The organism is Castellaniella sp. FW104-7C03 (assembly GCF_040276085.1).
Taxonomy (GTDB): Bacteria; Pseudomonadota; Gammaproteobacteria; order Burkholderiales; family Burkholderiaceae_B; genus Castellaniella.
Map to the genome: position 1 here is coordinate 29,121 of NZ_JBELOK010000008.1, position 22,533 is coordinate 51,653.

The following is a 22,533-nucleotide window of genomic DNA, read 5'->3' on the forward strand; positions in this document are numbered from 1 at the left end:
CAGTGGCGAAAGCTCAGGCACACAAGGCTAGTGCGGGATACGGCGACCTCAAGCGTCGCATCCTGTTTCTTGTACTGGCGATGATTGTCTATCGCATGGGGACGCACATCCCCGTGCCGGGCATCAATCCTGATTCACTGGCGGATCTGTTTCAACAAAACCAGGGCGGTATTCTGGGCTTGTTCAACATGTTCTCCGGTGGCGCCCTCGAACGCTTCTCGGTGCTTGCGCTGGGGATCATGCCGTACATCTCGGCAGCGATTATCATGCAGCTGCTGGCTGTTGTGGTGCCAACGCTCGAGGCCATCAAAAAAGAAGGCCAGTCCGGGCAGCGCAAGATCACGCAGTACACGCGGTATGGCACGGTATTCCTGGCCCTGTTTCAGGCCGTCGGCATCTCGGTCGCCCTCGAATCCCAGCCTGGGCTGGTGATCGATCCTGGCCTGATGTTCCGCTTCGTCACTATCGTCACGCTGGTTACGGGTGCGATGTTCTTGATGTGGTTGGGCGAGCAGATCACCGAGCGGGGGTTGGGCAACGGCATTTCGCTGTTGATCTTTGCCGGTATCGTGGCAGGTTTGCCGGGTGCGTTGGGCGGTATGCTGGATCTGGTTCGTACTGACTCCATGTCAGTGCTGTCGGCCATATTCATTCTGGCTCTGGTGGTTGCGGTCACGTATTTCGTGGTCTACGTAGAGCGTGGTCAACGCCGTATTACGGTCAACTACGCCAAGCGCCAGGTGGGCAACAAGTTGTATGGTGGGCAGTCGTCCCATCTGCCGCTCAAGCTCAATATGTCCGGGGTGATTCCGCCGATCTTCGCGTCGTCCATCATCCTGTTGCCGGCAACCATCACCAGCTGGTTTTCCAGCAACCCAAATATGCGTTGGCTGGGAGATCTCGCTGCGGCGCTGTCGCCTCGTCAGCCTTTGTATGTCACGCTGTATTCTGGCCTGATCATTTTCTTCTGCTTTTTCTATACGGCCCTGGTGTTTAACAGCCGCGAAACAGCCGACAACCTGAAGAAAAGCGGTGCCTTTGTGCCCGGGATCCGTCCCGGCGAACAAACCGCCCGCTTTATCGACAAGATCCTGATGCGCCTGACGCTGTCGGGGGCTATCTATGTCACTTTGGTCTGTTTGCTGCCCGAACTCATGCAGATGCGCTGGAACGTGCCGTTTTATTTCGGTGGCACTTCATTGCTGATTATTGTCGTTGTTGCCATGGATTTCATGGCCCAGGCTCAGGCCTACGTCATGTCCCAACAGTATGATTCGCTGCTCCGGAAGGCCAACTTCAAGGGCTCGGGTCTTCCAATGCGTTAATTGATCATGTCCAAGGACGACGTTATTCAGATGCAAGGGGAGGTTGTCGAGAACCTTCCCAACGCAACGTTTCGTGTCAAGCTGGAAAACGGCCACATGGTGTTAGGCCATATTTCGGGCAAGATGCGTATGCACTATATCCGGATCCTTCCGGGCGATAAAGTCACAGTGGAGCTCACGCCCTATGACTTATCGCGCGCCAGGATAGTTTTCCGCTCCAAATAGGCGGCCGGTCAAAAACCAGGAGAATCCCATGAAGGTAATGGCATCGGTAAAGCGGATCTGCCGCAACTGCAAAATCATTAAACGTCACGGCGTGGTGCGTGTTATCTGCACCGACCCGCGTCACAAGCAACGCCAAGGCTAAGGCCGGGCACCACGGATTTCACGAGGAACAGTCATGGCCCGTATTGCTGGCATTAATATTCCGCCGCATCAACACGCCGAGATCGGCTTGACCGCAATTTTTGGTATCGGACGCACACGTGCCCGCAAAATTTGCGAAGCCACCGGTATCGAATATTCCAAAAAGATCAAAGATCTGACCGATGCTGAACTTGAAAAAGTTCGCGAGCAGGTTCACTCCTTCACCGTCGAAGGGGACCTGCGTCGCGAGGTTCAGCTGTCGATCAAGCGCCTGATCGACCTTGGCACGTATCGTGGCATGCGCCACAAGCGCGGTCTGCCGGTTCGCGGTCAGCGTACCCGCACCAACGCACGCACCCGTAAGGGCCCGCGTCGCGCCGCTGCGTCCCTGAAGAAATAACAAGGAACCAACATGGCCAAAGCACAAGCCGGCGGCACTCGCGTCCGCAAGAAAGTCAAAAAGAACGTTGCTGACGGGATCGCACACGTCCACGCGTCGTTCAACAACACCATCATCACCATCACCGATCGTCAGGGCAATGCCCTGTCGTGGGCGACATCGGGTGGCGCAGGGTTCAAGGGTTCACGTAAATCCACTCCCTTTGCCGCTCAGGTTGCTGCCGAGTCCGCTGGCCGTGTGGCCCAGGAATACGGCATCAAGACGCTCGAAGTCCGCATCAAGGGCCCCGGCCCCGGCCGCGAGTCTTCTGTGCGTGCCCTGAATGCTTTGGGGATCCGCATCTCCAGCATTTCCGATATCACGCCGGTGCCGCATAACGGCTGCCGTCCGCCCAAGCGTCGTCGTATTTAAGGGGAACATCTTGGCTCGTTATACTGGACCCAAATGCAAGCTCTCGCGTCGCGAGGGTACCGATCTGTTCCTGAAAAGCGCCCGCCGCTCGCTGGATTCCAAGTGCAAACTTGAATCCAAGCCCGGTCAGCATGGCCGCACTTCAGGTTCCCGCACTTCCGATTTCGGTCTGCAGCTGCGTGAGAAACAGAAACTCAAGCGTATGTACGGCGTGCTCGAAAAGCAATTCCGCCGCTACTTCGAAGAAGCCGAGCGCCGTCATGGCAATACCGGCGAAACCCTGATCCAGCTGCTCGAATCGCGCCTGGATAACGTGGTGTATCGCATGGGCTTTGGCTCTACCCGCGCCGAAGCGCGTCAGTTGGTCAACCACCGTGCCATCGAGCTCAATGGCCACACCGCTGATATCGCCTCGATGCTGGTCAAGGCCGGCGACGTCGTGTCGATCCGCGAAAAGGCAAAAAGCCAAGATCGTATCAAAGAAGCCTTCGATCTCGCCAGCGGCAACGGTTTGCCTCAGTGGGTTGAGGTAGATTCCAGCAAGTTGTCCGGCGTCTACAAGCAGGCTCCTGATCGCGTTGACGTCGCACACGACATCAACGAATCGATGGTCGTCGAGCTCTACTCACGTTGATAGCTTCCGGGTGGCCATATGCCACCCCGCGGAGCCCGGGCATCGTCCGGGCACCGTGCACCCAGCCCACTTCAGGTATTTGCCTGGTGTGGGCTGTGGTCTTGTTCCGGCGGTGTTGCCGGGGTGTTTTTTCCGTCAGCCTTATCGGTGTAACGAGCCGAGGGTATTGAAAAGGAACCTCTATGTCTTCGCAAGCATTTCTGAAACCTCGCACCATTACGGTCGAGTCCCTGGGCGCCAATCACGCCAAGGTCATCATGGAGCCGTTCGAGCGCGGCTATGGCCACACGCTGGGCAATGCGCTGCGTCGCATTTTGCTGTCCTCCATGACAGGCTATGCGCCCACCGAAGTCCAGATTAGTGGCGTGGTGCACGAGTATTCCACCGTCACCGGTGTCCGTGAGGACGTGGTTGATATTCTGCTCAACCTCAAGGGTGTAGTGTTCAAGCTGCACAATCGCGAAGAAGTCACCCTTCAGCTCAACAAGCAAGGCCCGGGCGAAGTCCGCGCCAGCGACATCGATTTGCCGCACGACGTCGAGATCGTCAACCCCGACCACCTGATTGCCACACTGACCGACACTGGCCGGCTGGAAATGCAAATCAAGGTTGAGCAAGGCCGTGGTTATGTGCCCGGCAACGTGCGGGCATTGGTGGATGATCGTTCGGCCACCATTGGCCAGATTGTCCTGGATGCCTCTTACAGCCCCGTGAGCCGTGTCAGCTACGCCGTTGAAAATGCGCGCGTTGAGCAGCGCACCGACCTCGACAAGCTGGTGCTGGATGTGCTGACCAACGGTGTCATCAGCCCCGAAGAAGCCGTTCGCCAGTCTGCCCGCATTCTGATGGATCAGGTCTCTGTGTTTGTGTCCCTGGCCGATAAAGATGCTGGCCAGCTCACCACCAGCATGCCGATGGCCGGCCAGTCTGCGCCGATCGATCCCGTGTTGCTGCGCCCGGTTGATGATCTCGAGCTCACCGTACGCTCGGCCAACTGCCTCAAAGCAGAAAACATCTACTACATCGGCGACCTCATCCAGCGCACCGAAAACGAGCTGCTCAAGACGCCGAACCTGGGTCGCAAGTCGCTCAACGAGATCAAGGAAGTACTGGCTGCACGTGGCCTTACCTTGGGTATGAAGCTCGAAAACTGGCCGCCCGTCGGCCTCGAGCGCCCCTAAATCATTTTGGACCGGCGCGTGGTTTGCGCCGTGCTAAAATTTCGCGCCTGCCAGCACCGCTGGCAGATGCTTAACCACCCACCCGGGCCGCGCGTTCAGCGATAGAAGATCCGGGTCTTAGATTCAAGGAAATCAAAATGCGCCATCGTTCTGGCCTCCGTAAACTCAATCGTACCAGCAGCCACCGTCTGGCCATGTTCCGCAACATGGCTGTGTCGCTGCTTACCCACGAAGCCATCAAGACCACGCTGCCCAAGGCCAAAGAATTGCGCCGCGTCGTCGAGCCCCTGATCACTCTGGGCAAGAACCCCACACTGGCCAATCGCCGCCTGGCATTTGCCCGCTTGCGCGATCGCGACGCTGTGACCAAGCTGTTCAACGATATCGGCCCCCGCTTTGCTGCGCGCAATGGTGGCTACACCCGTGTCCTGAAGATGGGCTTCCGCCAGGGCGACAACGCCCCCATGGCCTACATGGAGCTTGTCGACCGCCCCGAGGCAGAAGCGGCCGCTGAATAATCGCCGCAGCTGTCAGCCAGCTGGTACGCTCAAACAAACAGAGCCCGAAGCGATACAGCTTCGGGCTCTGTTTTTATGTAGAATCAATAGGTTTTGATCCTCAGGGGATGTGATGCCAACGCCCGACGATTTTGCCCCTGGGCTGCCCTCTGCCACACGGGCCTGGCAGGGCCTTGTACAGCAAGCCGGTACGCCAGAAGACGTGGTGGTGGTGTGTACGACAGTGCCTGATCTCATGCTGGCCAAGCGCATTGCTCATGTACTGGTCGAAGAGTCTCTGGTGGCCTGCGCGCAGGTGGGTGCTGTCGTCACATCGATGTATCTGTGGCAGGGCAAGCTTGAGGGCGGCGAGGAAATCCCCTTGAGCTTGAAAACCACCGCAGCCGTGTTGCCGGCCCTGTACCAGCGCCTGCGTACCCTGCATCCATATGATGTCCCCGAGTTTCTGGTGTTGGGGGTGCCTGCAGGTAGTGCGGCTTATCTGGGCTGGGTGCGCGAAGTCGTGCATCAGCCTGTATAGTGTCCGGGTCTGATTTGCCCCTGTTTTGCCGACGCAGCTGCCCTGGCAGGCAGCGTTGTCATGCCGAGAAGGTTAGATGAAGAAATTATTGGTTCTGTGGCTCTTTGCCTTAAGTTGCCTGGGTATTTCCGGCGCATCTCTGGCTGCAGAGGACTTTCTGGATCCCGAGCTTGCGTTTATCAGCACGGTGGCGCAGCCCGATCCCCTGACACTCGACATCCATTACCAGATAGCGCCGCACTATTACATGTACCAAGAGCGCTTCGAGGTGCAGATTGAGGATGCGCAAGGTCAGCTGCTGCTGTATCGACGTTCTACACTCACTCCGCCAGAGATGGAAACGCGCCGGCCGATCTGGCCTGGGACGTTGCAGTTGCCCCATGGCCAAGTCAAATATGATCCTACCTTCGAGCAGAACATGGAGGTGTATCACCAGCAGGTGACCCTACGGACACCGCTGCAGGCAGGTGCCAGTGGGCCGCTGACGGTCACTGTGACGGGGCAGGGTTGTGCCGATGCGGGGCTTTGCTATCCACCGATGACGCAAACCTTTCAGTTGCTGGCCAATGCTCAGGGGTATGCGGCACAGGGCACTCAGGTGCGCAGCCAAGTACCTGCGCCTCAGGATGAGGTCTCTCCTGCCGCACAAACCGGTCAAAGTGCTGTGGGTGGCACGCAGGGCACTATCACCAGCGGTGTTGACACTACCGCCAGCAACCAGCCGACATCCGGCGGCAGCGTGCTGGATCTGGGTGATACCGGTATGGCGGCTTGGCTGCAGCATGCCCCTCTGTGGCAGATCCTTGGCCTGAGCTTTCTGTTGGGGATTCTCCTGTCGTTCACGCCCTGCGTGCTGCCCATGGTACCTATTTTGCTGGCGATCATTGCGGGATCCTCCCCAGGCACCACGAGTCGTGCCCGTGGCCTGGGCCTGGCGGCTGTCTATGTGTTGGGCATGTCGCTTATCTACACGGCATTGGGGATTGTCGCCGGGCTATTGGGTGCGGGGATGGCGGCATGGCTGCAATCCCCCTGGGTGCTGGGCACGTTTGCGGTGTTGCTGGCGCTGTTTGCGCTGGCCATGCTGGATGTCTTTACGTTGCAGGTGCCAGTGGGCCTGCAGTCGCGCCTGCAAAACTGGCAACAGAGGCTGCCAGGTGGCCAGGTGGGTGGCGTATTCCTGATGGGGATGTTGTCGGCCCTTATCGTGGGCCCTTGCATTGCCGCGCCGCTGGCCGGGGTGCTGCTGTTTATCTCCCAGACGGGCGATATGGTGGTGGGTGGTAGTGCCCTGTTTGCCATGGCCTGGGGAGAAGGCCTGCTACTTCTGGTAGTGGGCTTTGGCGCGGGGGCGCTGCTGCCGCGGGCGGGCGCCTGGATGAATCCCCTGAAGGCGGGCTTTGGGATCTTGCTGCTGGCCACTGCCTGGTGGATGGCACAACCGCTGTTACCAGGTGTCGTGCTGGTACTGGGCTGGGTAGTACTGGCCTTTTGGGCCGCGATGCTGCTGTGGGGGGTGTCTGCATCCTCCGATACTGAAGCTGCCAATGCACCCTTACGCTTGCTGGTGCGGGCACTTGCCTTGCTGGTAGGGCTATGGGGCCTTGCACAGGGCGTGGGGTTGCTGGCGGGTGGCCAGGATATGCTGCGCCCCCTAGAGCCGTTTACTGGCCGTACAGCGGCTATGGCCGGTGGCACCGCGCCTGCCAGCCCGCAAGCTATTCGTGCGCGATTCGCCCCGGTAAGCTCAGTGGCCCAACTGGATACAATCCTGGCCACGACGCAGCAGCCGGTGATGCTGGATTTTTACGCCGACTGGTGCGTCTCTTGCCTGGAGATGGAGAAATTTACCTTCAGCAACCAGCAGGTGTCATCACGGATGGATCAAATGCTGCTGCTGCAGGCAGATGTTACCCGGATGACCCCGGAAGACCGTGCCTTGCTGGCGCGATTCAATCTGTTTGGGCCGCCTGGCATCCTGTTTTTTGACCGCCGTGGCAAGCTATTGCCTAAGGCGCGGGTAGTGGGCTTTAAAAAGGCCGAGGCCTTTTTGGCGGTTCAGGACGAGGTGCTTGCCTCGCCCTGATTGCTGCGCTCTTGGCAAAGGCCCCAGGCTTAGACTTTGTTGTCGGGGGTCTGGTTGTCTGGCGGGTCTTTCAGATCAAACACTGCGTCGTCAAATGGGTCTTCGTCGACAGAAGGCTCGGGTGTGCCAGTGTGCCGGGTGACTGCGTCGGCGTCGTCGGCGGGATCTGGGGCTGTCTTTTTTCGCTCGATGGCCGCACCGGCCAGGATGCCGATCTCATAGAGCAGGCACAGTGGGGTAGCCAGCAGTAGCTGGCTAAGGATGTCTGGTGGCGTGACGACAGCGGCCAGCACAAAGGCGCCCACCACCACGTAGCCGCGGATCTCGCGCAGCTTTTTGACGGTAACCATACCGGTTTTAACCAGCAACACCACTGCCACCGGCACCTCGAAGGTGACACCGAAGGCCATAAACATCGTCAGTACAAAATTGACGTAGGCCTCGATGTCAGGGGCTGGTGTGATGGATTGCGGTGCAAAGTGCGCAATGAAGCTGAATACCGTGTGAAACACGACAAAATAGCAAAACGCCATGCCCAGCAAAAACAGAAAGGTGCTGGAGATGATAAGAGGCAATGCCAGGCGTTGCTCGTGCCGGTATAGGCCCGGTGCCACAAAGGCCCACGCCTGGTACAGCACGTACGGTAGAGCCAGCACAAAAGCGGCCAGCAGGGCTACCTTGATGGGTACCATAAACGGCGTGATCACGCCCGTGGCGATCATCCGGGTACCTTGTGGCAGGGATGCCAGCATGGGCTGGGCGAGAAAGTCGTAGAGGACGGAGGGGCCTGGATAAAGAAACAGCACTACAAAAATGGCCAGTACAACCATCACGGCACGCAACAGGCGGTTGCGCAACTCCATCAGGTGCGAGATAAAAGTGTCCTGCGAGGACGCGTCGTTGGCGTCAGTCATCTTTTCTCTTTACGTCCAGCGCCTTGCGCGCCTCGTCGAGGGAGTCTTCTAGCGCCACGGCAGGCTCTTTGACTGCGGATTTGATGTCGTCTACTGAAACGGCAGATTTGATGTCATCCACCGAGGCTGTCATCGAAGATTTCACGGATCGGGCGGCGTCTTCCATCTGGTTTCTGATGTCGCCAATCTCTTTGAGATCCATTTCTTTCTGGATATCGGATTTGACCTCGTTGACGTAGCGCTGTGCGCGGCCAAGCAGATGCCCGAGCGTGCGGGCAACCTTGGGCAGACGTTCCGGACCGATGACAATCAGCGCAATTACGCCGATAAGCATCAGTTCGCTGAAACTGACATCAAACATGTTGTTTCCGGTTAGAACCCAGGATCAGGCGTCGGTTTTTTCGCGGGCCTGAACGTCGACGGTATTGGCGTCCTGAACTTGCTGGGTAACGGCGGGTTTTTCGGGGGTGTCTTCGGATTGGGCTTCTTTCATGCCCTTTTTAAAGCCTTTGACAGCGCCACCCAGGTCTTCGCCCATATTACGAAGCTTTTTTGTACCAAAAATGAGGGCAACAATGACCAGAACGATCAACCAGTGCCAGATGCTGAAACTTCCCATGAGGACTCCTTAGGCCGCGGGGGCCGCTCGTTTTGACCAAGGGCGTGCGCCGCCCATGATATGAAAGTGCAGGTGGTCGACTTCCTGACCACCCTCGATACCGGTGTTGGCAACCAGGCGGAAGCCACCCTCCGGCAGTGGATTGCAACCGTTTTCGGCAGCCAGCTGCGGTACCAATTGCACCATGCGCGCCAGCCAACCGCTATCGTCGCTGCTGACTTCCGCCAACGATGCGATATGGTGTTTGGGAATCAGCAGCAGATGAACCGGTGCTGCCGGATTGATATCGTGGAAGGCAAGGAATTGGTCGTCTTCGTAGACCACACGAGCCGGGATCTCGTGGCGGGCGATTTTACAGAACAGGCAATCGTGACTCATGGGGCTATACGCAGATGGGGTCGGACATCGACCTCTCAGCCTCATATGTTGCCACAATTTTCCTGGCATTGTGCTGATCGATACCCTTGAATAGCGATGGTCGAGGGTATCTACTAGGAGAAGGCTGGTGATTGTGCTTGAAATGGCCGATTGGCAGGGTCGGCTCCTGGCCGGATGCACCGGGGCCGGCCAGGCCCCGGCGAGGTGGGGGCCAGACGGTGCTTACTGGTGTGGCCGGGAGGCTTTTTCTTCAAGACCAGACAGACCCTCGCGCCGGGCGAGTTCTGCCAGTACGTCTTCGGGGCGCAGGTTGAAATGTGTCAGCACCACCAGACAGTGAAACCAGAGGTCGGCGGTTTCGGCCACGATTCGATCGGGCGCGCCGTCTTTGGCTGCCATCACAAGCTCGGTGGCTTCTTCACCAATCTTTTTGAGGAATGCGTCCGGGCCTCGTGCCAGCAGCTTGGCCGTATACGAGGTGTCGGGGTTGCCTCCTTGGTCTGGCCGGCGTGAGTGCAGGGTATCGGCAAGCCGGGAGAGCAGGTTGGCGGTGGATGAAGAGGAATCTGAAGAATTCATGGCTCAGGCGTGCGGGGTTTTATAGATGGTGGAGGGGTCTTTCAGCACGGGATCCTGCGTGACCCACTGGGGCTCGTCCGTGCGAGTGTCAAGACTGCGGAAAAAGCACCGTGCACGCCCGGTGTGGCAGGCAATGCCGCCTACCTGGGTAACCTTCAAGAGCAGTACATCGCCGTCGCAATCCAGCCGGATATCGTGGACCTGCTGAATATGGCCGGATTCTTCGCCTTTATGCCAGAGCTTTTGCCGCGAGCGAGAAAAGTAAACAGCCTGTTGGGTGCGCACGGTTTCCTGGAGGGCTTCGGCGTTCATCCAGGCAACCATCAGCACCTGGCCGCTTTCGGCATCCTGGGCAATGGCCGGAATCAGGCCGTTGTTGTCGAACCGTACTTGTGCCAGCCAGGCGGCAGGCTGGGCAGGAGAACTTGTTTGAGTGGTGTTCATGGGCGGCGTACCTGAATGCCCTGCTGGGCGAGGTAGTCCTTGGCTTCGGCCAGCGTGTGCTGACCAAAGTGGAAGATGCTGGCGGCCAGCACGGCGCTGGCATGGCCCTGCAATACGCCATCGGCCAGGTGCTGCAGATTGCCCACCCCGCCCGAGGCAATGACGGGAATCGGCACTGCGTCGGAGACGGCGCGGGTGAGTTCGAGATCAAAGCCTGATTTTGTACCGTCGCGATCCATGCTGGTAAGCAAGAGCTCTCCGGCGCCGGAATCGGCCATTTGTTTGGCCCATTGCACGGCGTCGATCCCGGTGCCTTGGCGCCCGCCATGGGTGAAGATTTCCCAGCGGGCGGGCTCATCGGCCGCCGAAACCCGGCGGGCATCCATGGCCACCACAATGCACTGCGAACCATGGTGACGGGAGGCCTCGGCAACCAGGGCCGGCCGATTGACGGCTGCGCTATTGATGGAGACCTTGTCGGCACCGGCATCCAGCAGCCTTTGGATGTCGACTACCTGCCGTACGCCACCGCCGACGGTGAGAGGGATGAATACCTGACGGGCAACGGCTTCGATGATGGGCAAAATAAGGCCGCGGTTATCGGAGGTTGCAGTGATATCCAGGAAGGTGAGTTCGTCGGCGCCCTGCTCGTCGTAGCGGCGGGCGATTTCGACGGGGTCTCCGGCATCGGTGAGATTGACGAAGTTGACCCCCTTGACCACCCGCCCGGCATTGACATCGAGGCAGGGGATGATGCGGCAGCATAGGCCCGAAGAGGCCGTCATGCCGCAGGCCCAGTGGCGTCGTCTTCGGGGTTGCAGAGCGTATCGGCCAGCGTTTGGGCGGCAGCAAAATCAAGGGTGCCTTCGTAGAGGCTGCGGCCCAGGATGGCGCCATCCACACCTTGACTGGCCACGTCGCACAGCGCGCGGATATCGTCGAGAGAAGCGACCCCGCCAGAGGCAATGACCGGTACCCGGACGTGTTGCGCCAGCCGTACGGTGGCTTCGATGTTGACGCCGCTGAGCATGCCGTCGCGGCCGATGTCGGTGTAAATGATGGATTCGCAGCCATAGTCTTCGAATTTCTGGGCAAGGTCGATCACATCGTGGCGGGTAAGTTTTGACCAGCCATCGGTGGCTACTTTGCCGTCGCGGGCGTCCAGGCCCACAATGATGTGCCCCGGAAAAGCCGAGCAGGCGTCGCTAAGAAAACCTGGATCTTTAACGGCTGCCGTACCGATGATCACGTAGGAAATCCCGTTGTCGAGATAGTATTCGACCGTGTCCAGATCGCGGATACCGCCGCCGATCTGGATGGGGATGTCCTCATCGACCGCATCGATGATGGCTTCGATGGCTTCGCGGTTACGCGGTTTGCCTGCCACCGCGCCATTGAGGTCGACCAAGTGCAGACGGCGGGCACCGAGTTCGGCCCACTGGACTGCCATGGCGGCAGGGTCTTCAGAGAAAACGGTGGCATCAGCCAGGTCACCTTGGCGCAGGCGCACACAGCGTCCGTCTTTGAGATCGATGGCAGGGATCAGGAGCATGGTTGTCGTGTCAGTGCAGAAAAATTGGATGCGGGTATCGCGTATTTTAAGGCTGCCAGCCTGTGAAATTGCGGTAGAGCTGTAAACCGGGTGCTGCGCTCTTTTCTGGGTGAAACTGTACGGCAAAAATATTGTCGGCTGCAACGGCACAGCAAAAGGCATGGCCATACAGGCTGGTGGCCGCAGTCAGCGAGTTATTTTGTGGCTGGGCGTAATAGCTGTGTACAAAGTAAAACGGCGTGTCTTGCTCGATGCCCTGCCATAAGGGGTGGGCCCGGGTCTGGTGAACCGGGTTCCATCCCATGTGGGGCACCTTGAGCCGGCCATGTGCGTCGCTGGCATCCGAGGGGTGATCAAATGCTGGGCCCGCGAAGCGGCGGACGTTGCCCGCAAACAGGCCCAGGCCCGGCGTGTTGCCTTCGTCGCTGTGCTCAAACAGCATTTGCTCGCCCACACATACGCCCAGCAGCGGCTTTTCTCGGGCTGCCTGGACGACAGCGTCGCGCAGGCCCGAGGTCTCGAGAGTATGCATGCAGTCGGGCATGGCGCCCTGGCCGGGAAACACGATGCGGTCGGCCGACTGGATATCGCCGGGTTGCCGGGCGATAAAGATGTCGTCTTCGGGTGCGGCTGCCTGAAGTGCGCGGGCAACCGAATGAAAATTACCCATGCCGTAGTCGACAATGGCGATGCGAGTCACGATGGAGGAATCCTGAGGAAGTGCCTGGGGAACACGGCAAAAGACGAAATGTTGGGCTTACAGCGCCCCTTTTGTGGACGGGATGGCATTGCCGGCACGGGGGTCGACCTCGGTGGCGATGCGTAGTGCCCGGCCAAAGGCCTTGAAGATGGTTTCACACTGATGGTGGGCGTTTTCACCGCGCAGGTTGTCGATGTGCACGGTGGCCTGGGCGTGATTGACAAACCCCTGGAAGAACTCGCGTGCGAGATCGACATCGAAGCTGCCAATGCGGGCACGCACATATTGCACGTGATAAGACAGGCCCGGGCGCCCGGAGAGGTCGATGACCACCCGGGAGAGGGCTTCGTCCAGGGGCACATAGGCGTGCCCATAGCGGCGCAGCCCTGCCTTGTTGCCAACAGCGGCTGCAAAGGCCTGCCCCAGGGTAATACCAACGTCTTCAACACTGTGATGGTCATCAATCTGGGTGTCGCCATCGCAGTGGATATCGAGATCGAACAGCCCATGGCGGGCGATCTGGTCGAGCATGTGGTCTAGAAAAGGCACGCCGGTATTGAGGGTGCGAGACCCAGTGCCGTCCAGATTGATGGACACCCGGATGCGGGTTTCCTGAGTATTGCGTTCGATGGTGGCGGTGCGCATGGAGAAAGGATGTCCTGTGCTGGGGGTGGGCCCGGCAGCCTTATGCCGGAGGGTTGAGGCGCAGAGTGGCGCTGGCTGCGTGGGCGTGCAGACCCTCGCCGGTTGCCAGGGTGGCTGCGATGCGGCCCAGGGTTTGCGCCCCTTGTGCGGATACCTGAATAAGGCTGCTGCGCTTCTGGAAATCATACACGCCCAGCGGCGAAGAAAAGCGGGCGGTGCGGGCCGTGGGCAATACATGATTGGGCCCGGCGCAGTAATCGCCCAAAGATTCTGAGCTGTAGGCACCCAGGAAAATTGCCCCGGCATGACGGATCTGCGGCAGCAGGGCCTGCGGATCTGCGGTGGAGATTTCGAGGTGCTCGGGCGCGATCCGGTTGACCAGCGTGCAGGCCTCTTGAATGCTGGCCGTGTGAATCAGGGCGCCACGATTGGCCAGGCTGGTGCGCAGGATGTCGGCACGAGGCTGGGTGGGCAGCAGGCGCTCGATGGCAGCTTCGACGGCATCCAGATAATCGGCGTCGGGGCATAGCAAGATGGCCTGCGCGAGTTCGTCGTGCTCTGCCTGGGAGAAGAGGTCGATGGCGAGCCACTCGGCCGGGGTGCTGCCGTCGGCCAGGATCAGGATCTCGGAGGGGCCGGCGATCATGTCGATGCCCACGACTCCGAAGACACGGCGCTTGGCGGCTGCCACATAGGCGTTGCCTGGCCCAACGATTTTATCCACGGGTGCCAGCGAGGCAGTGCCATAAGCCAGTGCGGCGACGGCTTGCGCGCCGCCCATGGCGAAAACTCGATCGACACCCGCCACGGCGGCCGCAGCCAGAACAATGGGGTTGCGCGTGCCGCCGGGGGTGGGGGTGACCATGATGAGTTCGGGTACGCCTGCCACCTTGGCGGGGATGGCGTTCATCAGCACCGAGGATGGATAGGCGGCCTTGCCCCCGGGGACGTAAAGCCCGACGCGATCCAATGGGGTGATCTGCTGGCCCAGCATCGTGCCGTCGGGTTCGGTGTATGTCCAGGTTTCGGCGCGTTGGTGGTCGTGGTAATCGCGCACCCGTTGCGCGGCAGCCTCGAGGGCCTCGCGCTGGTTGGCAGGCAAATTGTTCAGGGCTGCCAGCCATTGTGTGCGGGGGATTTCGAGCTCTGCCAGCGTATTGGCGTTGACGTGGTCGAAGCGTCGGGTGTAATCGAGCACGGCCGTATCGCCACGGCTTTGCACGTCTTTCAGGATGTCGCGCACCGTGGTTTCGATGGAGTCATCCTGCGAGGCATCGTATGCCAGCAAAGCGGTGAGCGCCGTGTCGAAATCGGCAGCGCGGGTATCCAGACGGTTAATGAGAGACATGACAGCAACAGGGGTGTAAAGGCTTATCTTACCGAATTTGCTGCAGACCGGGGCGTAACGCCCTGGCCTGGTACCGTAAAGCCGGTGCCAGGCTGCCGTGTGCCAGCTTACGCCATCTGTGTAGAGGCCTGGGCAAATGCGTCCAGGAAGGGCTGCAGCCGTGCTCCTTGCATTTTCAGGGCCGCCTGATTGACGATCAATCGCGAGGAAATCTGGCGGATTTCTTCGACCTCGACGAGGTGGTTGGCGCGCAGGGTGCCACCCGAGGAGACGAGGTCGACGATCGCGTCGGCCAGGCCCACCAGCGGCGCGAGCTCCATTGAGCCATACAGTTTGATGATGTCGACGTGCACACCTTTGGTGGCGAAGTGTTCGCGTGCGGCACGCACATATTTGGTGGCGATGCGCAGGCGTGAGCCCTGACGTACGGCCGCCTGATAATCGAAGCCCTCAGGCGCAGCCACACACAGCCGGCAGCGGGCAATGTTGAGATCGGTGGGCTGGTACAGGCCGCCCGGGTGCTGGGCCATGTGCTCGTACAGCACATCCTTGCCTGCAATGCCGAAGTCGGCCGCGCCGTACTGAACGTAGGTGGGGACGTCCGAGGCGCGCACGATGATGATGCGCAGGTTGGCGGAGTCGGTGGGCAGGATCAGCTTGCGGGAGGTTTCGGGGTTTTCGGGCACGCCCACGCCGGCAGCGGCCAGCAGCGGCAAGGTTTCTTCGAAGATGCGGCCTTTGGATAAAGCCAGCGTAAGGGGTGCAAGTGCCATGGGATGCCTATTGAATGCGTTGGATATTGGCGCCCAGCGCCTGGAGCTTGTGCTCCATGTGTTCGTAGCCGCGATCCAGGTGATAGATGCGCTCGACGGTGGTTTCACCCTGTGCCGCCAGCCCCGCGATGACCAGGCTGGCTGATGCACGGAGGTCTGTGGCCATGACGGTTGCGCCCAGCAGTTTGGCTTGTCCCTGCACAATGGCAGTGTGGCCATCGATTTCGATGTCCGCGCCCATCCGGCAAAGCTCCTGGACGTGCATGAAGCGGTTTTCGAAGATGTTTTCGGTGATGACGGCGGTGCCTTCGGACAAGGTGTTGAGGGCCATCAGCTGGGCCTGCATGTCGGTGGGAAACCCGGGGTACTCGCTGGTACGAAAGCCTGTGGCACGAGGGCGACCAGTCATGCGGGCACGGATCCAGTTGTCTCCGAGGGTGATCTCGAGGCCGGTGTCGCGCAGTTTGTCGAGTACGGCGCCGAGCGTGTCGGGCGCCACGCCGCGCAGGGTGATGTCACCCCCGGTGGCAGCCACGGCGCACAAAAAGGTGCCGGCTTCGATGCGATCGGGCACGATCTGGTGCTGTGTGCCGTGCAGGCGATCGACCCCCTCGATGACGATGCGGTCGGTGCCGTGCCCTTCGATGTGGGCGCCCATGGCGATCAGTACCCGGGCCAGATCCACGACTTCGGGTTCGCAGGCGGCGTTTTCAAGCACGGTTTTGCCTTCGGCCAGTGTGGCGGCCATCAGCAGGTTTTCTGTGCCAGTGACGGTAACCATATCGGTAAGGATGTTGGCACCCTTCAGGCGAGAGGCTTGCGCGACGACAAAGCCGTGATCAATATGGATACTGGCGCCCATGGCCGCCAGACCCTTGATATGTTGGTCGACGGGCCGTTGGCCGATGGCGCAGCCGCCAGGCAGACTAACGCGCGCCTGGCCAAAACGGGCCAGCAGGGGGCCCAGCACCAGGATCGAGGCGCGCATCGTCTTGACGAGCTCGTAGGGGGCTTCCTGGCTGTGGATATGGGCGGCGTTGAGTGACACTTGCTCTGGCCCGGGGCGTGCGGTGGTGACACCCATGCGCTCGAGCAGCATAAGGGTGGTGCCGATGTCACGCAGGGCGGGAACATTGCCCAGCAAAAGGGGCTCGTCGGCGAGCAGCGATGCGCACAAAATAGGTAGCGCCGCATTTTTGGCCCCGGAAATGGTGACTTCGCCCCGCAGGGCCCGACCGCCCTGGATCAGCAGTTTATCCATTGGCTTTGCTGTCGTTGTATTCGGCTGGTGTCAGGTTGCGCATCGAGAGGGCGTGGATTTCAGCACGCATGCGATCGCCCAGTGCCTGATAAACGGTGCGGTGGCGCGCCAGGGTATTTTGGCCTTCGAAGACTTTGCTGACGATCAGGGCTTCAAAGTGGGCGCCATCGCCATAGACTTCGAGATGTTCGCAGTCGAGGTGTTCGGCAATGTATTGGCGGACGATATCGGGGGTCGGCTGCATGAGGTTAGCTCCGTAGTTTGTAGCCGCGGGCCAGCAGGCGCAGGGCAAACAGGCTGAGGGCAAGGGCGACGGCCAGAACAACCGCCAGCCCGTGCCACGGGGATACGTCGGAAACGCTGAAAAACCCGTAGCGGAATCCGTCGATCATGTAGAACACGGGATTCCATCGGGAGACGGCCTGCCAGAATGGCGGCAGGCTGTGGATGGAGTAGAAAACCCCGGACAAAAAGGTGGCGGGGACGATCAGGAAATTTTGAAAGGCGGCGAGCTGATCGAATTTCTCGGACCACAGCCCTGCAATCAGGCCCAGTGTGCCCAGAATCCAGCACGACAGCACGGCGAAAACCAGCAGCCAGGCAGGCGCGCTGACAGGTAACGGGATGAAGAACAGGGCCACCAGCCAAATACAGGCGCCGACACACAGGCCGCGGACCACGGATGCCACCAGGTACGCCATGAAGATCTGGCGGTACGAGAATGGCGGCAACAGCACAAAGATAAGGTTGCCTGTGATGCGGCTTTGAATGAGGGACGAGGATGGGTTGGCAAAGCTGTTTTGCAGCATGCTCATCATCATCAGACCGGGGATCAGAAACGCGGTGTACGAGAGGCTGCCGTAAACCTGGACGCGGTCTTCAAGGACATGAGAGAAAATCAGCAGGTAAAGCAGCGCAGTGACAACCGGCGCGGCAATGGTTTGCGTACCGACCTTCCAGAAGCGCATGAGCTCTTTGTGCAGCAGTGTCGGAAATCCGGAACCCATTGCCGGGCGTGTCTGGGCAACGGGGCGGATCATAGCTCGGCCTCCAACAGGGAGTCGTCGTGCATGATGTGCACGAAGGCGTCTTCGAGGTCGGTGCCACCGAAGCGGGCCATGAGGGCCTGGGTGGTGTCGAGGGCAACAATGTGGCCCGCTTTGAGCATGGCGACGCGCCCGCACAGCGCTTCGGCTTCTTCGAGGTAGTGGGTGGTCAGCAAAATGGTATGGCCAGCCTGGTTGAGGCGGGTGATGAAGTCCCAGAGGGTGCGGCGGAGATCGACGTCGACGCCGGCGGTGGGCTCGTCGAGGATGATGACGGGGGGACGGTGCACAAGTGCCTGGGCCACGAGTACGCGGCGTTTCATGCCCCCCGAAAGTGCACGCATATTGGTTTCGGCTTTATCCAGCAGGCCGAGGTTTTCGAGGATTTCGTCGATCCAGTTGTCGTTGTTGCGCAGGCCAAAGTAGCCGGATTGCAGGCGGAGGGTTTCGCGGACGGTGAAAAAGGGGTCGTAGACGATTTCCTGGGGGACAACGCCCAGGGATTGGCGTGCTTTGCGGAAATCCTGGACGACGTCGTAGCCGCAGACGCGTGCGGTGCCCTGGGTGGCGTGCGCGAGGCCGGCCAGGATGGAAATTAGTGTGGTTTTGCCGGCGCCGTTGGGGCCCAGCAGGCCAAAGAACTCGCCGTGGTCAACACTGAGGTTGACGTCGGTGAGTGCCTGAAAGCCGGGTGACGCAGGGCGCCCGGATAAGCGATCACGCAGGGATCGCGGGGGCGGGGCGTAGATTTTGGAGATGTTTTGAAGATCTAGTGCGGGCATGGTGGATGCTTGGGCCGAGAAGGGCGCAATCCACCATTATAGGCTGTGTAGGAGGGGGCAAGAAGGCTTGGTTGCCTGGGTGACGTGTGGGCGATATGCTGCGGTGGTGAAGGGCGGCCGTTTGTTGGCTGATCGGCTGGCTGACTACGGATGGGGCGATTGCTGATCGGATACCAAAACGATTGTCGAGTGGCCGCTTTGGTTTGCCCGAGATCGATTTATCTGGATTTATTGCGCGATTTTGGCGTTAAGTGCCTTGATCAGGCCGTCGATGCCGCTACGGCCGATTTCCTGGGAGAACTGGTTGCGATAGTTTTGGATCAGCCAGATGCCTTCGACGTTGAGATCGTAGACTTTCCAGCCAGCGTTGGTTTGCTCGAGACGATAATCCACACCGATGGGGCTGCTGTTGGGTTGTGAGACCGAGGTGCGTACGACTGCGTCGTCTGCGTTGGGGTCACCCCGAAACGGCGCGACATCGATGGTGGTGTCGGGAGTAACGCGTGTAAAGGCGCCGCTGTACGTGCGAATCAGGGTGCCGGTAAAGGCTTGTATCAGTGCTTCTTTTTGGGCGTCGGAGGCCTGGCGCCAGTGGCGGCCGGCGGCCAGACGGGTGGTTTTGTTCATGTCGACGTAGGGCAGGGCGTACTGGCGCACCAGTGCGGTGATTTCACTGACGTCGCCACCGAGTGCCTTGGGATTGGCTTTGACGGCTTCGAGCATGTTGTTGGCCACAGCGCCCAGAAACGCATTGGGGGCGGCTTTGGGATCAACCGTGTGTTGGGCCTGGGCGGTTGGCGTGATGCACAGGGCCAGGGTGCTGGCCAGCAGGCAGGACTGAAAGAAAAGACGAAATTTATTGAAAAACAATGACTGCATGGTGCGTGCTCCTGGGGTCGCCGGTGTGTCGGCTGTCCGGTTGGTTTGGCGGATGGCCCGCCCCATGGAAGGTCGGGCCGGCCGATACCAGACCCTTAGTTGCTGGGGGCTGCCTCTGGGTCGTCGTAGACAGGCAGATTGTTGGAGGGTGGAGCAGACGGCTGGCCGGTGCTGTCCAGGGTGTCCTGGGTGCTGGCGTGCTGACTGTTCTCTCTGCTATCCAGCATAGCCTTGCGGCGTTGCAAATAGGCATCGCGGATGAAACTGTATTTATCCAGGGCGATTTGATCGACCAGGCGGTCGGCTTCAAGCAGATTGGCCCGGGTATCGACGATGTACAGCCCGAGAATCGAGTTGCGCACCGGGATGTTGTCGATGGTGAATACGGCTGCGGTGGGAGTAACCGGCGCGGCCAGTGTTACCGCTGTGCCCACGCCATCGCGGACGGTGCTGGCGCCAAAGAAAGGCAGCACAAAATAGGGCCCTTGGCCAAAGCCCCACACGCCTAGTGTCATGCCGAAGTCGTTGGGGATCTTGCGGGCGCCGTGCATGCTGGCGACGTCGATACAGCCGCCAAGGCCGACGGTAGAGTTAAACAGGATGCGGCCGAAGGTGTCGACAAAATCGCGGCCACGGCCCTGCAGCAGGCTGTTGATCCCAGACCAGACGTCACCCAGGTTGCTGAACACATTATGCACACAGGTGCGCACGGGCCGGGGAGTGATGGTTTCGTAGCCAGTGGCAATGGGCTTCAGGACAGCACGGTCGACCGCATCATTGAAACTGTACATGCCGCGGTTGTAGGATTCCCAGGGATCGTTGGGCGAAGGGTTGGGAACCTGTGCGCAGCCAGCCACCAGGGCCGCTGTGGTGACAGCGAGTATGGGTCGTATCCAGCGGGCATGCCGGGCGCGGGCAGAGGTGGCAGTGAGTTTCATGGTAAGCAGCGAGCCGGATCGTGAGGCCTGAGACAAAATATGATGCGCATTGTAACCTCCGTACCCATTTGTGCGGTGTGGCTGCGGATATGTGGCGGATCAGTGCGCTACGCTGCCTGATGCGGATTCTGGTGCAGCGACTGAGCCTTCTTTTTCGGCTGAGTTGTACAGGAATTTGCTGATGAGGTCTTCGAGGACGACAGCAGACTGTGTGAACTTGATGGTGCCGCCATCAGCCAGGGTTTTGTCTTCGCCTCCCGGGGTGACACCGATGTATTGCTCGCCCAGCAGACCCGAGGTAAGGATGGACACGGAGGAGTCGGTGGGGAACGCGTATTGCTGTTCGAGATCAAGCTGGACGCTGGCCTGAAAGCGTTGGTTGTCAAAGCCGATGGACGCTACCCGGCCCACCACAACCCCACTGCTTTTTACAGGCGCCCTTACTTTCAGGCTGCCCACGTTATCGAAGTAAGCCTGCACCCGGTAGGTAGGCGCAAAAGAAAATGAGCTCATGTTGCCGGCGCGCAGGGCCAGAAACACCAGCGCGATCAGGCCCAGCAAAATAAACAGGCCGACCCAGAAATCAGTTTTTTCTCGTGTCATGAAAAGGTTTCCTTAGTGCGCGAACATCAGTGCGGTGAGCAGAAAATCGAGGCCCAGTACCGCCAGCGCGCCATTGACTACCGTGCGGGTGGTGGCTCGCGAGACGCCTTCGGGGGTAGGTTTGGATGTCCAGCCCTGATGCAGGGCGATGAGCGTCACCACCACCCCAAACACCAGGCTTTTGATGACACCATTGAGTACATCGTCGATCACATCGACGCCGCCTTGCATTTGCGACCAAAAGGCGCCGGGGTCGATGCCGATAAGGACGACACCCACGAACCAGCCTCCCAGCACACCGACCATCGAAAAGACCGCGGCCAGGATGGGCATGGCGATGACGCCTCCCCAGAATCGGGGCGCCAGGACGCGGCGGATGGGGTCGACGGCCATGACTTCCATGGCGGCGATTTGTTCTCCGGCTTTCATCAGACCGATTTCTGCAGTCAGTGAGGTACCTGCCCGGCCGGCAAACAGCAACGCGGTGACCACTGGCCCGAGCTCTCGGGTGAGCGAGAGGGTAACCAGCAGCCCCAGAGCTTCTTCGGAGCCATAGCGGTTAAGTGTGTAATAACCTTGCAGGCCCAGTACAAAGCCGACAAAAAGGCCTGACACGCCGATGATCAGCAATGAGTAGTTGCCGATGAAATGAACTTGCTGGGAGGTAAGGCGTGGCCGGCGCCACAGGATGCTGCTGCGTGCAAGGATGGCCGCGAACAGGCGCGCAAACCCGCCCAGGCTGGTCAGCAGATTAACGAAGGTGCGCCCCAGTGCAGCGATGCGTTGAAATGGCTTCATGCGGCGCCTCTTCGGGCAGCAAACCAGCGTTCGAAGGCTGGTGTGAGCGGATAGTGAAAGCCGATCGGGCCGTCTGGGCGCCCCTGCAGGAACTGCTGGAGGTATTCGTCCTGAGCGGCGGACAGCTCGGCAGGGCTGCCGTGGGCCAGCAGCCTGCCCTGGCCAATGAGATAGACGTGGTCGGCGATAGCAAAGGATTCGGTTACATCGTGCGTGATGAGGATGGTTGCACAGCCAAGCTGGTCTGTCATGTTGCGGATAAGTTGTGCCGTAATACCCAGCGAGATGGGGTCGAGACCGGCGAAGGGCTCATCGTAGAGGATGAGTTCGGGCTCGAGAACAATGGCACGGGCCAGTGCCACGCGGCGTGCCATGCCGCCCGAGATCTCGGAGATACGCAGGTGAGCCGCGTGGCGCAGGCCAACAGCCTGCAGCTTGTCGAGTACGCGTTCGAGAATTTGTTGCTCTGAAATACAGGTATGCTCGCGCAGCGGAAAGGCGACGTTTTCGAAGACGTCGAGGTCTGTGAACAGCGCGCCGGACTGAAACAGAACGCCCATGCGCTGGCGGGTTTCGCGCAGGGCTTCGCCGTGCAGGGAGGCGATATCTTGCCCAAAAACGGTGATGCTGCCCGCCTGGGCGAGCAACTGCCCGGTGACGGCGCGCAACAAGGTGGTTTTTCCTGAGCCTGAACCGCCCATCATGGCCACAACCTGGCCCGGCAGGACTTCGAAATCGATGTCGCGCAGCACGGTGAAGTCGCCATAGCCCAGCGATACGCCGGTAAAGGTGACAAGAGGTTCGGGACGGTTAGACATGAAGTGAGCGGGCTC

The 22,533-nt window shown here is 59.9% G+C and carries 30 protein-coding genes and 1 pseudogene; 10 read left to right on the forward strand and 21 right to left on the reverse strand.

All coding sequences use genetic code 11. The features are described 5' to 3' along the window. Positions 1–2: 2 nt before the first annotated feature. From secY to dsbD, 10 genes are all read left to right on the forward strand, one after another. On the forward strand, positions 3–1,325 hold the full coding sequence (gene secY, locus ABS758_RS10540; RefSeq protein ID WP_350382624.1) for a preprotein translocase subunit SecY: 1,323 nt from the start codon (positions 3–5) through the stop codon (positions 1,323–1,325). A 6-nt stretch (positions 1,326–1,331) separates the two neighbouring features. Beyond that, positions 1,332–1,550 carry a translation initiation factor IF-1 gene (gene infA, locus ABS758_RS10545; RefSeq protein ID WP_298014710.1) on the forward strand — a complete coding sequence of 73 codons (219 nt, stop codon included), beginning with the start codon at positions 1,332–1,334 and terminating at the stop codon, positions 1,548–1,550. A 28-nt stretch (positions 1,551–1,578) separates the two neighbouring features. Further along, positions 1,579–1,692 (forward strand): 50S ribosomal protein L36, encoded by a 114-nt coding sequence (gene rpmJ / locus ABS758_RS10550; RefSeq protein WP_003805360.1) that lies wholly within the window; start codon positions 1,579–1,581, stop codon positions 1,690–1,692. A gap of 33 nt (positions 1,693–1,725) precedes the next feature. Next, on the forward strand, positions 1,726–2,091 hold the full coding sequence (gene rpsM, locus ABS758_RS10555) for a 30S ribosomal protein S13 (RefSeq protein ID WP_350382626.1): 366 nt from the start codon (positions 1,726–1,728) through the stop codon (positions 2,089–2,091). 12 nt (positions 2,092–2,103) lie between these two features. After that, complete coding sequence (gene rpsK, locus ABS758_RS10560; protein WP_350382627.1) at positions 2,104–2,502, forward strand: 30S ribosomal protein S11; 399 nt, start codon at positions 2,104–2,106, stop codon at positions 2,500–2,502. Positions 2,503–2,512: 10 nt separating this feature from the next. Next, on the forward strand, positions 2,513–3,136 hold the full coding sequence (rpsD, locus tag ABS758_RS10565) for a 30S ribosomal protein S4 (RefSeq protein ID WP_350382628.1): 624 nt from the start codon (positions 2,513–2,515) through the stop codon (positions 3,134–3,136). A gap of 182 nt (positions 3,137–3,318) precedes the next feature. After that, a complete protein-coding gene (locus ABS758_RS10570; RefSeq protein ID WP_350382630.1) occupies positions 3,319–4,317 on the forward strand; it encodes a DNA-directed RNA polymerase subunit alpha in 999 nt (332 codons plus the stop codon). Between the two features lie 137 nt (positions 4,318–4,454). Then, the gene (gene rplQ / locus ABS758_RS10575; protein ID WP_350382631.1) at positions 4,455–4,835 is read left to right on the forward strand and encodes a 50S ribosomal protein L17; all 381 of its coding nucleotides are present in this window, start codon (positions 4,455–4,457) and stop codon (positions 4,833–4,835) included. Positions 4,836–4,947: 112 nt separating this feature from the next. After that, the gene (gene cutA, locus ABS758_RS10580) at positions 4,948–5,355 is read left to right on the forward strand and encodes a divalent-cation tolerance protein CutA (protein WP_350382633.1); all 408 of its coding nucleotides are present in this window, start codon (positions 4,948–4,950) and stop codon (positions 5,353–5,355) included. Between the two features lie 76 nt (positions 5,356–5,431). Then, complete coding sequence (gene dsbD, locus ABS758_RS10585; protein ID WP_350382634.1) at positions 5,432–7,441, forward strand: protein-disulfide reductase DsbD; 2,010 nt, start codon at positions 5,432–5,434, stop codon at positions 7,439–7,441. Between the two features lie 131 nt (positions 7,442–7,572). Here dsbD and tatC read toward each other — a convergent pair. The 21 genes and pseudogenes from tatC to ABS758_RS10690 form a co-directional block, all read right to left on the reverse strand. Then, positions 7,573–8,355 (reverse strand): annotated as a pseudogene (gene tatC / locus ABS758_RS10590) (twin-arginine translocase subunit TatC); the annotation flags it as partial. Next, positions 8,348–8,716 carry a Sec-independent protein translocase protein TatB gene (tatB, locus tag ABS758_RS14985; protein WP_492304504.1) on the reverse strand — a complete coding sequence of 123 codons (369 nt, stop codon included), beginning with the start codon at positions 8,714–8,716 and terminating at the stop codon, positions 8,348–8,350. The pseudogene tatC and the gene tatB, both read right to left, overlap by 8 nt. A 24-nt stretch (positions 8,717–8,740) precedes the next feature. After that, positions 8,741–8,974 (reverse strand): Sec-independent protein translocase subunit TatA, encoded by a 234-nt coding sequence (gene tatA / locus ABS758_RS10600; RefSeq protein WP_350382635.1) that lies wholly within the window; start codon positions 8,972–8,974, stop codon positions 8,741–8,743. A 9-nt stretch (positions 8,975–8,983) separates the two neighbouring features. After that, complete coding sequence (locus ABS758_RS10605; protein ID WP_350382637.1) at positions 8,984–9,352, reverse strand: histidine triad nucleotide-binding protein; 369 nt, start codon at positions 9,350–9,352, stop codon at positions 8,984–8,986. Positions 9,353–9,574: 222 nt separating this feature from the next. Next, positions 9,575–9,931 carry a phosphoribosyl-ATP diphosphatase gene (locus ABS758_RS10610; RefSeq protein WP_350382638.1) on the reverse strand — a complete coding sequence of 119 codons (357 nt, stop codon included), beginning with the start codon at positions 9,929–9,931 and terminating at the stop codon, positions 9,575–9,577. Between the two features lie 3 nt (positions 9,932–9,934). Further along, positions 9,935–10,375, reverse strand: a complete 441-nt coding sequence (gene hisI / locus ABS758_RS10615; protein WP_350382639.1) for a phosphoribosyl-AMP cyclohydrolase — start codon at positions 10,373–10,375, stop codon at positions 9,935–9,937. Then, complete coding sequence (hisF, locus tag ABS758_RS10620) at positions 10,372–11,160, reverse strand: imidazole glycerol phosphate synthase subunit HisF (protein ID WP_350382641.1); 789 nt, start codon at positions 11,158–11,160, stop codon at positions 10,372–10,374. Before hisF ends, hisI begins: the two co-directional genes overlap by 4 nt. Next, positions 11,157–11,927, reverse strand: a complete 771-nt coding sequence (gene hisA / locus ABS758_RS10625; RefSeq protein WP_350382643.1) for a 1-(5-phosphoribosyl)-5-[(5-phosphoribosylamino)methylideneamino]imidazole-4-carboxamide isomerase — start codon at positions 11,925–11,927, stop codon at positions 11,157–11,159. Before hisA ends, hisF begins: the two co-directional genes overlap by 4 nt. A gap of 46 nt (positions 11,928–11,973) precedes the next feature. Beyond that, a complete protein-coding gene (gene hisH, locus ABS758_RS10630; RefSeq protein WP_350382645.1) occupies positions 11,974–12,627 on the reverse strand; it encodes an imidazole glycerol phosphate synthase subunit HisH in 654 nt (217 codons plus the stop codon). A gap of 57 nt (positions 12,628–12,684) precedes the next feature. Continuing rightward, on the reverse strand, positions 12,685–13,272 hold the full coding sequence (hisB, locus tag ABS758_RS10635) for an imidazoleglycerol-phosphate dehydratase HisB (protein WP_350382647.1): 588 nt from the start codon (positions 13,270–13,272) through the stop codon (positions 12,685–12,687). A 40-nt stretch (positions 13,273–13,312) separates the two neighbouring features. Beyond that, a complete protein-coding gene (gene hisD, locus ABS758_RS10640) occupies positions 13,313–14,620 on the reverse strand; it encodes a histidinol dehydrogenase (protein ID WP_350382649.1) in 1,308 nt (435 codons plus the stop codon). Positions 14,621–14,727: 107 nt separating this feature from the next. Beyond that, positions 14,728–15,393, reverse strand: coding sequence for an ATP phosphoribosyltransferase (hisG, locus tag ABS758_RS10645; RefSeq protein ID WP_350382650.1), 666 nt, complete (start codon positions 15,391–15,393; stop codon positions 14,728–14,730). Between the two features lie 7 nt (positions 15,394–15,400). Next, complete coding sequence (murA, locus tag ABS758_RS10650) at positions 15,401–16,654, reverse strand: UDP-N-acetylglucosamine 1-carboxyvinyltransferase (protein WP_350382652.1); 1,254 nt, start codon at positions 16,652–16,654, stop codon at positions 15,401–15,403. After that, entirely contained in the window at positions 16,647–16,898 is a 252-nt protein-coding gene (locus ABS758_RS10655) for a BolA family protein (protein ID WP_350382654.1), read from the reverse strand. Before ABS758_RS10655 ends, murA begins: the two co-directional genes overlap by 8 nt. A 4-nt stretch (positions 16,899–16,902) precedes the next feature. Beyond that, positions 16,903–17,694 carry an ABC transporter permease gene (locus ABS758_RS10660; protein WP_350382655.1) on the reverse strand — a complete coding sequence of 264 codons (792 nt, stop codon included), beginning with the start codon at positions 17,692–17,694 and terminating at the stop codon, positions 16,903–16,905. Next, entirely contained in the window at positions 17,691–18,482 is a 792-nt protein-coding gene (locus tag ABS758_RS10665; RefSeq protein WP_350382656.1) for an ABC transporter ATP-binding protein, read from the reverse strand. The genes ABS758_RS10660 and ABS758_RS10665 overlap by 4 nt, the downstream gene beginning before the upstream one ends. Before the next feature lie 228 nt (positions 18,483–18,710). After that, positions 18,711–19,361, reverse strand: a complete 651-nt coding sequence (locus tag ABS758_RS10670) for an MlaC/ttg2D family ABC transporter substrate-binding protein (RefSeq protein WP_350382657.1) — start codon at positions 19,359–19,361, stop codon at positions 18,711–18,713. A 95-nt stretch (positions 19,362–19,456) separates the two neighbouring features. Continuing rightward, positions 19,457–20,299, reverse strand: coding sequence for an MlaA family lipoprotein (locus ABS758_RS10675; RefSeq protein ID WP_350382658.1), 843 nt, complete (start codon positions 20,297–20,299; stop codon positions 19,457–19,459). Between the two features lie 99 nt (positions 20,300–20,398). Beyond that, positions 20,399–20,902, reverse strand: coding sequence for an outer membrane lipid asymmetry maintenance protein MlaD (gene mlaD / locus ABS758_RS10680; protein ID WP_350382659.1), 504 nt, complete (start codon positions 20,900–20,902; stop codon positions 20,399–20,401). Between the two features lie 12 nt (positions 20,903–20,914). After that, a complete protein-coding gene (gene mlaE, locus ABS758_RS10685; protein WP_350382661.1) occupies positions 20,915–21,700 on the reverse strand; it encodes a lipid asymmetry maintenance ABC transporter permease subunit MlaE in 786 nt (261 codons plus the stop codon). Next, entirely contained in the window at positions 21,697–22,518 is an 822-nt protein-coding gene (locus ABS758_RS10690) for an ABC transporter ATP-binding protein (protein ID WP_350382662.1), read from the reverse strand. Before ABS758_RS10690 ends, mlaE begins: the two co-directional genes overlap by 4 nt. Positions 22,519–22,533: the final 15 nt, after the last annotated feature.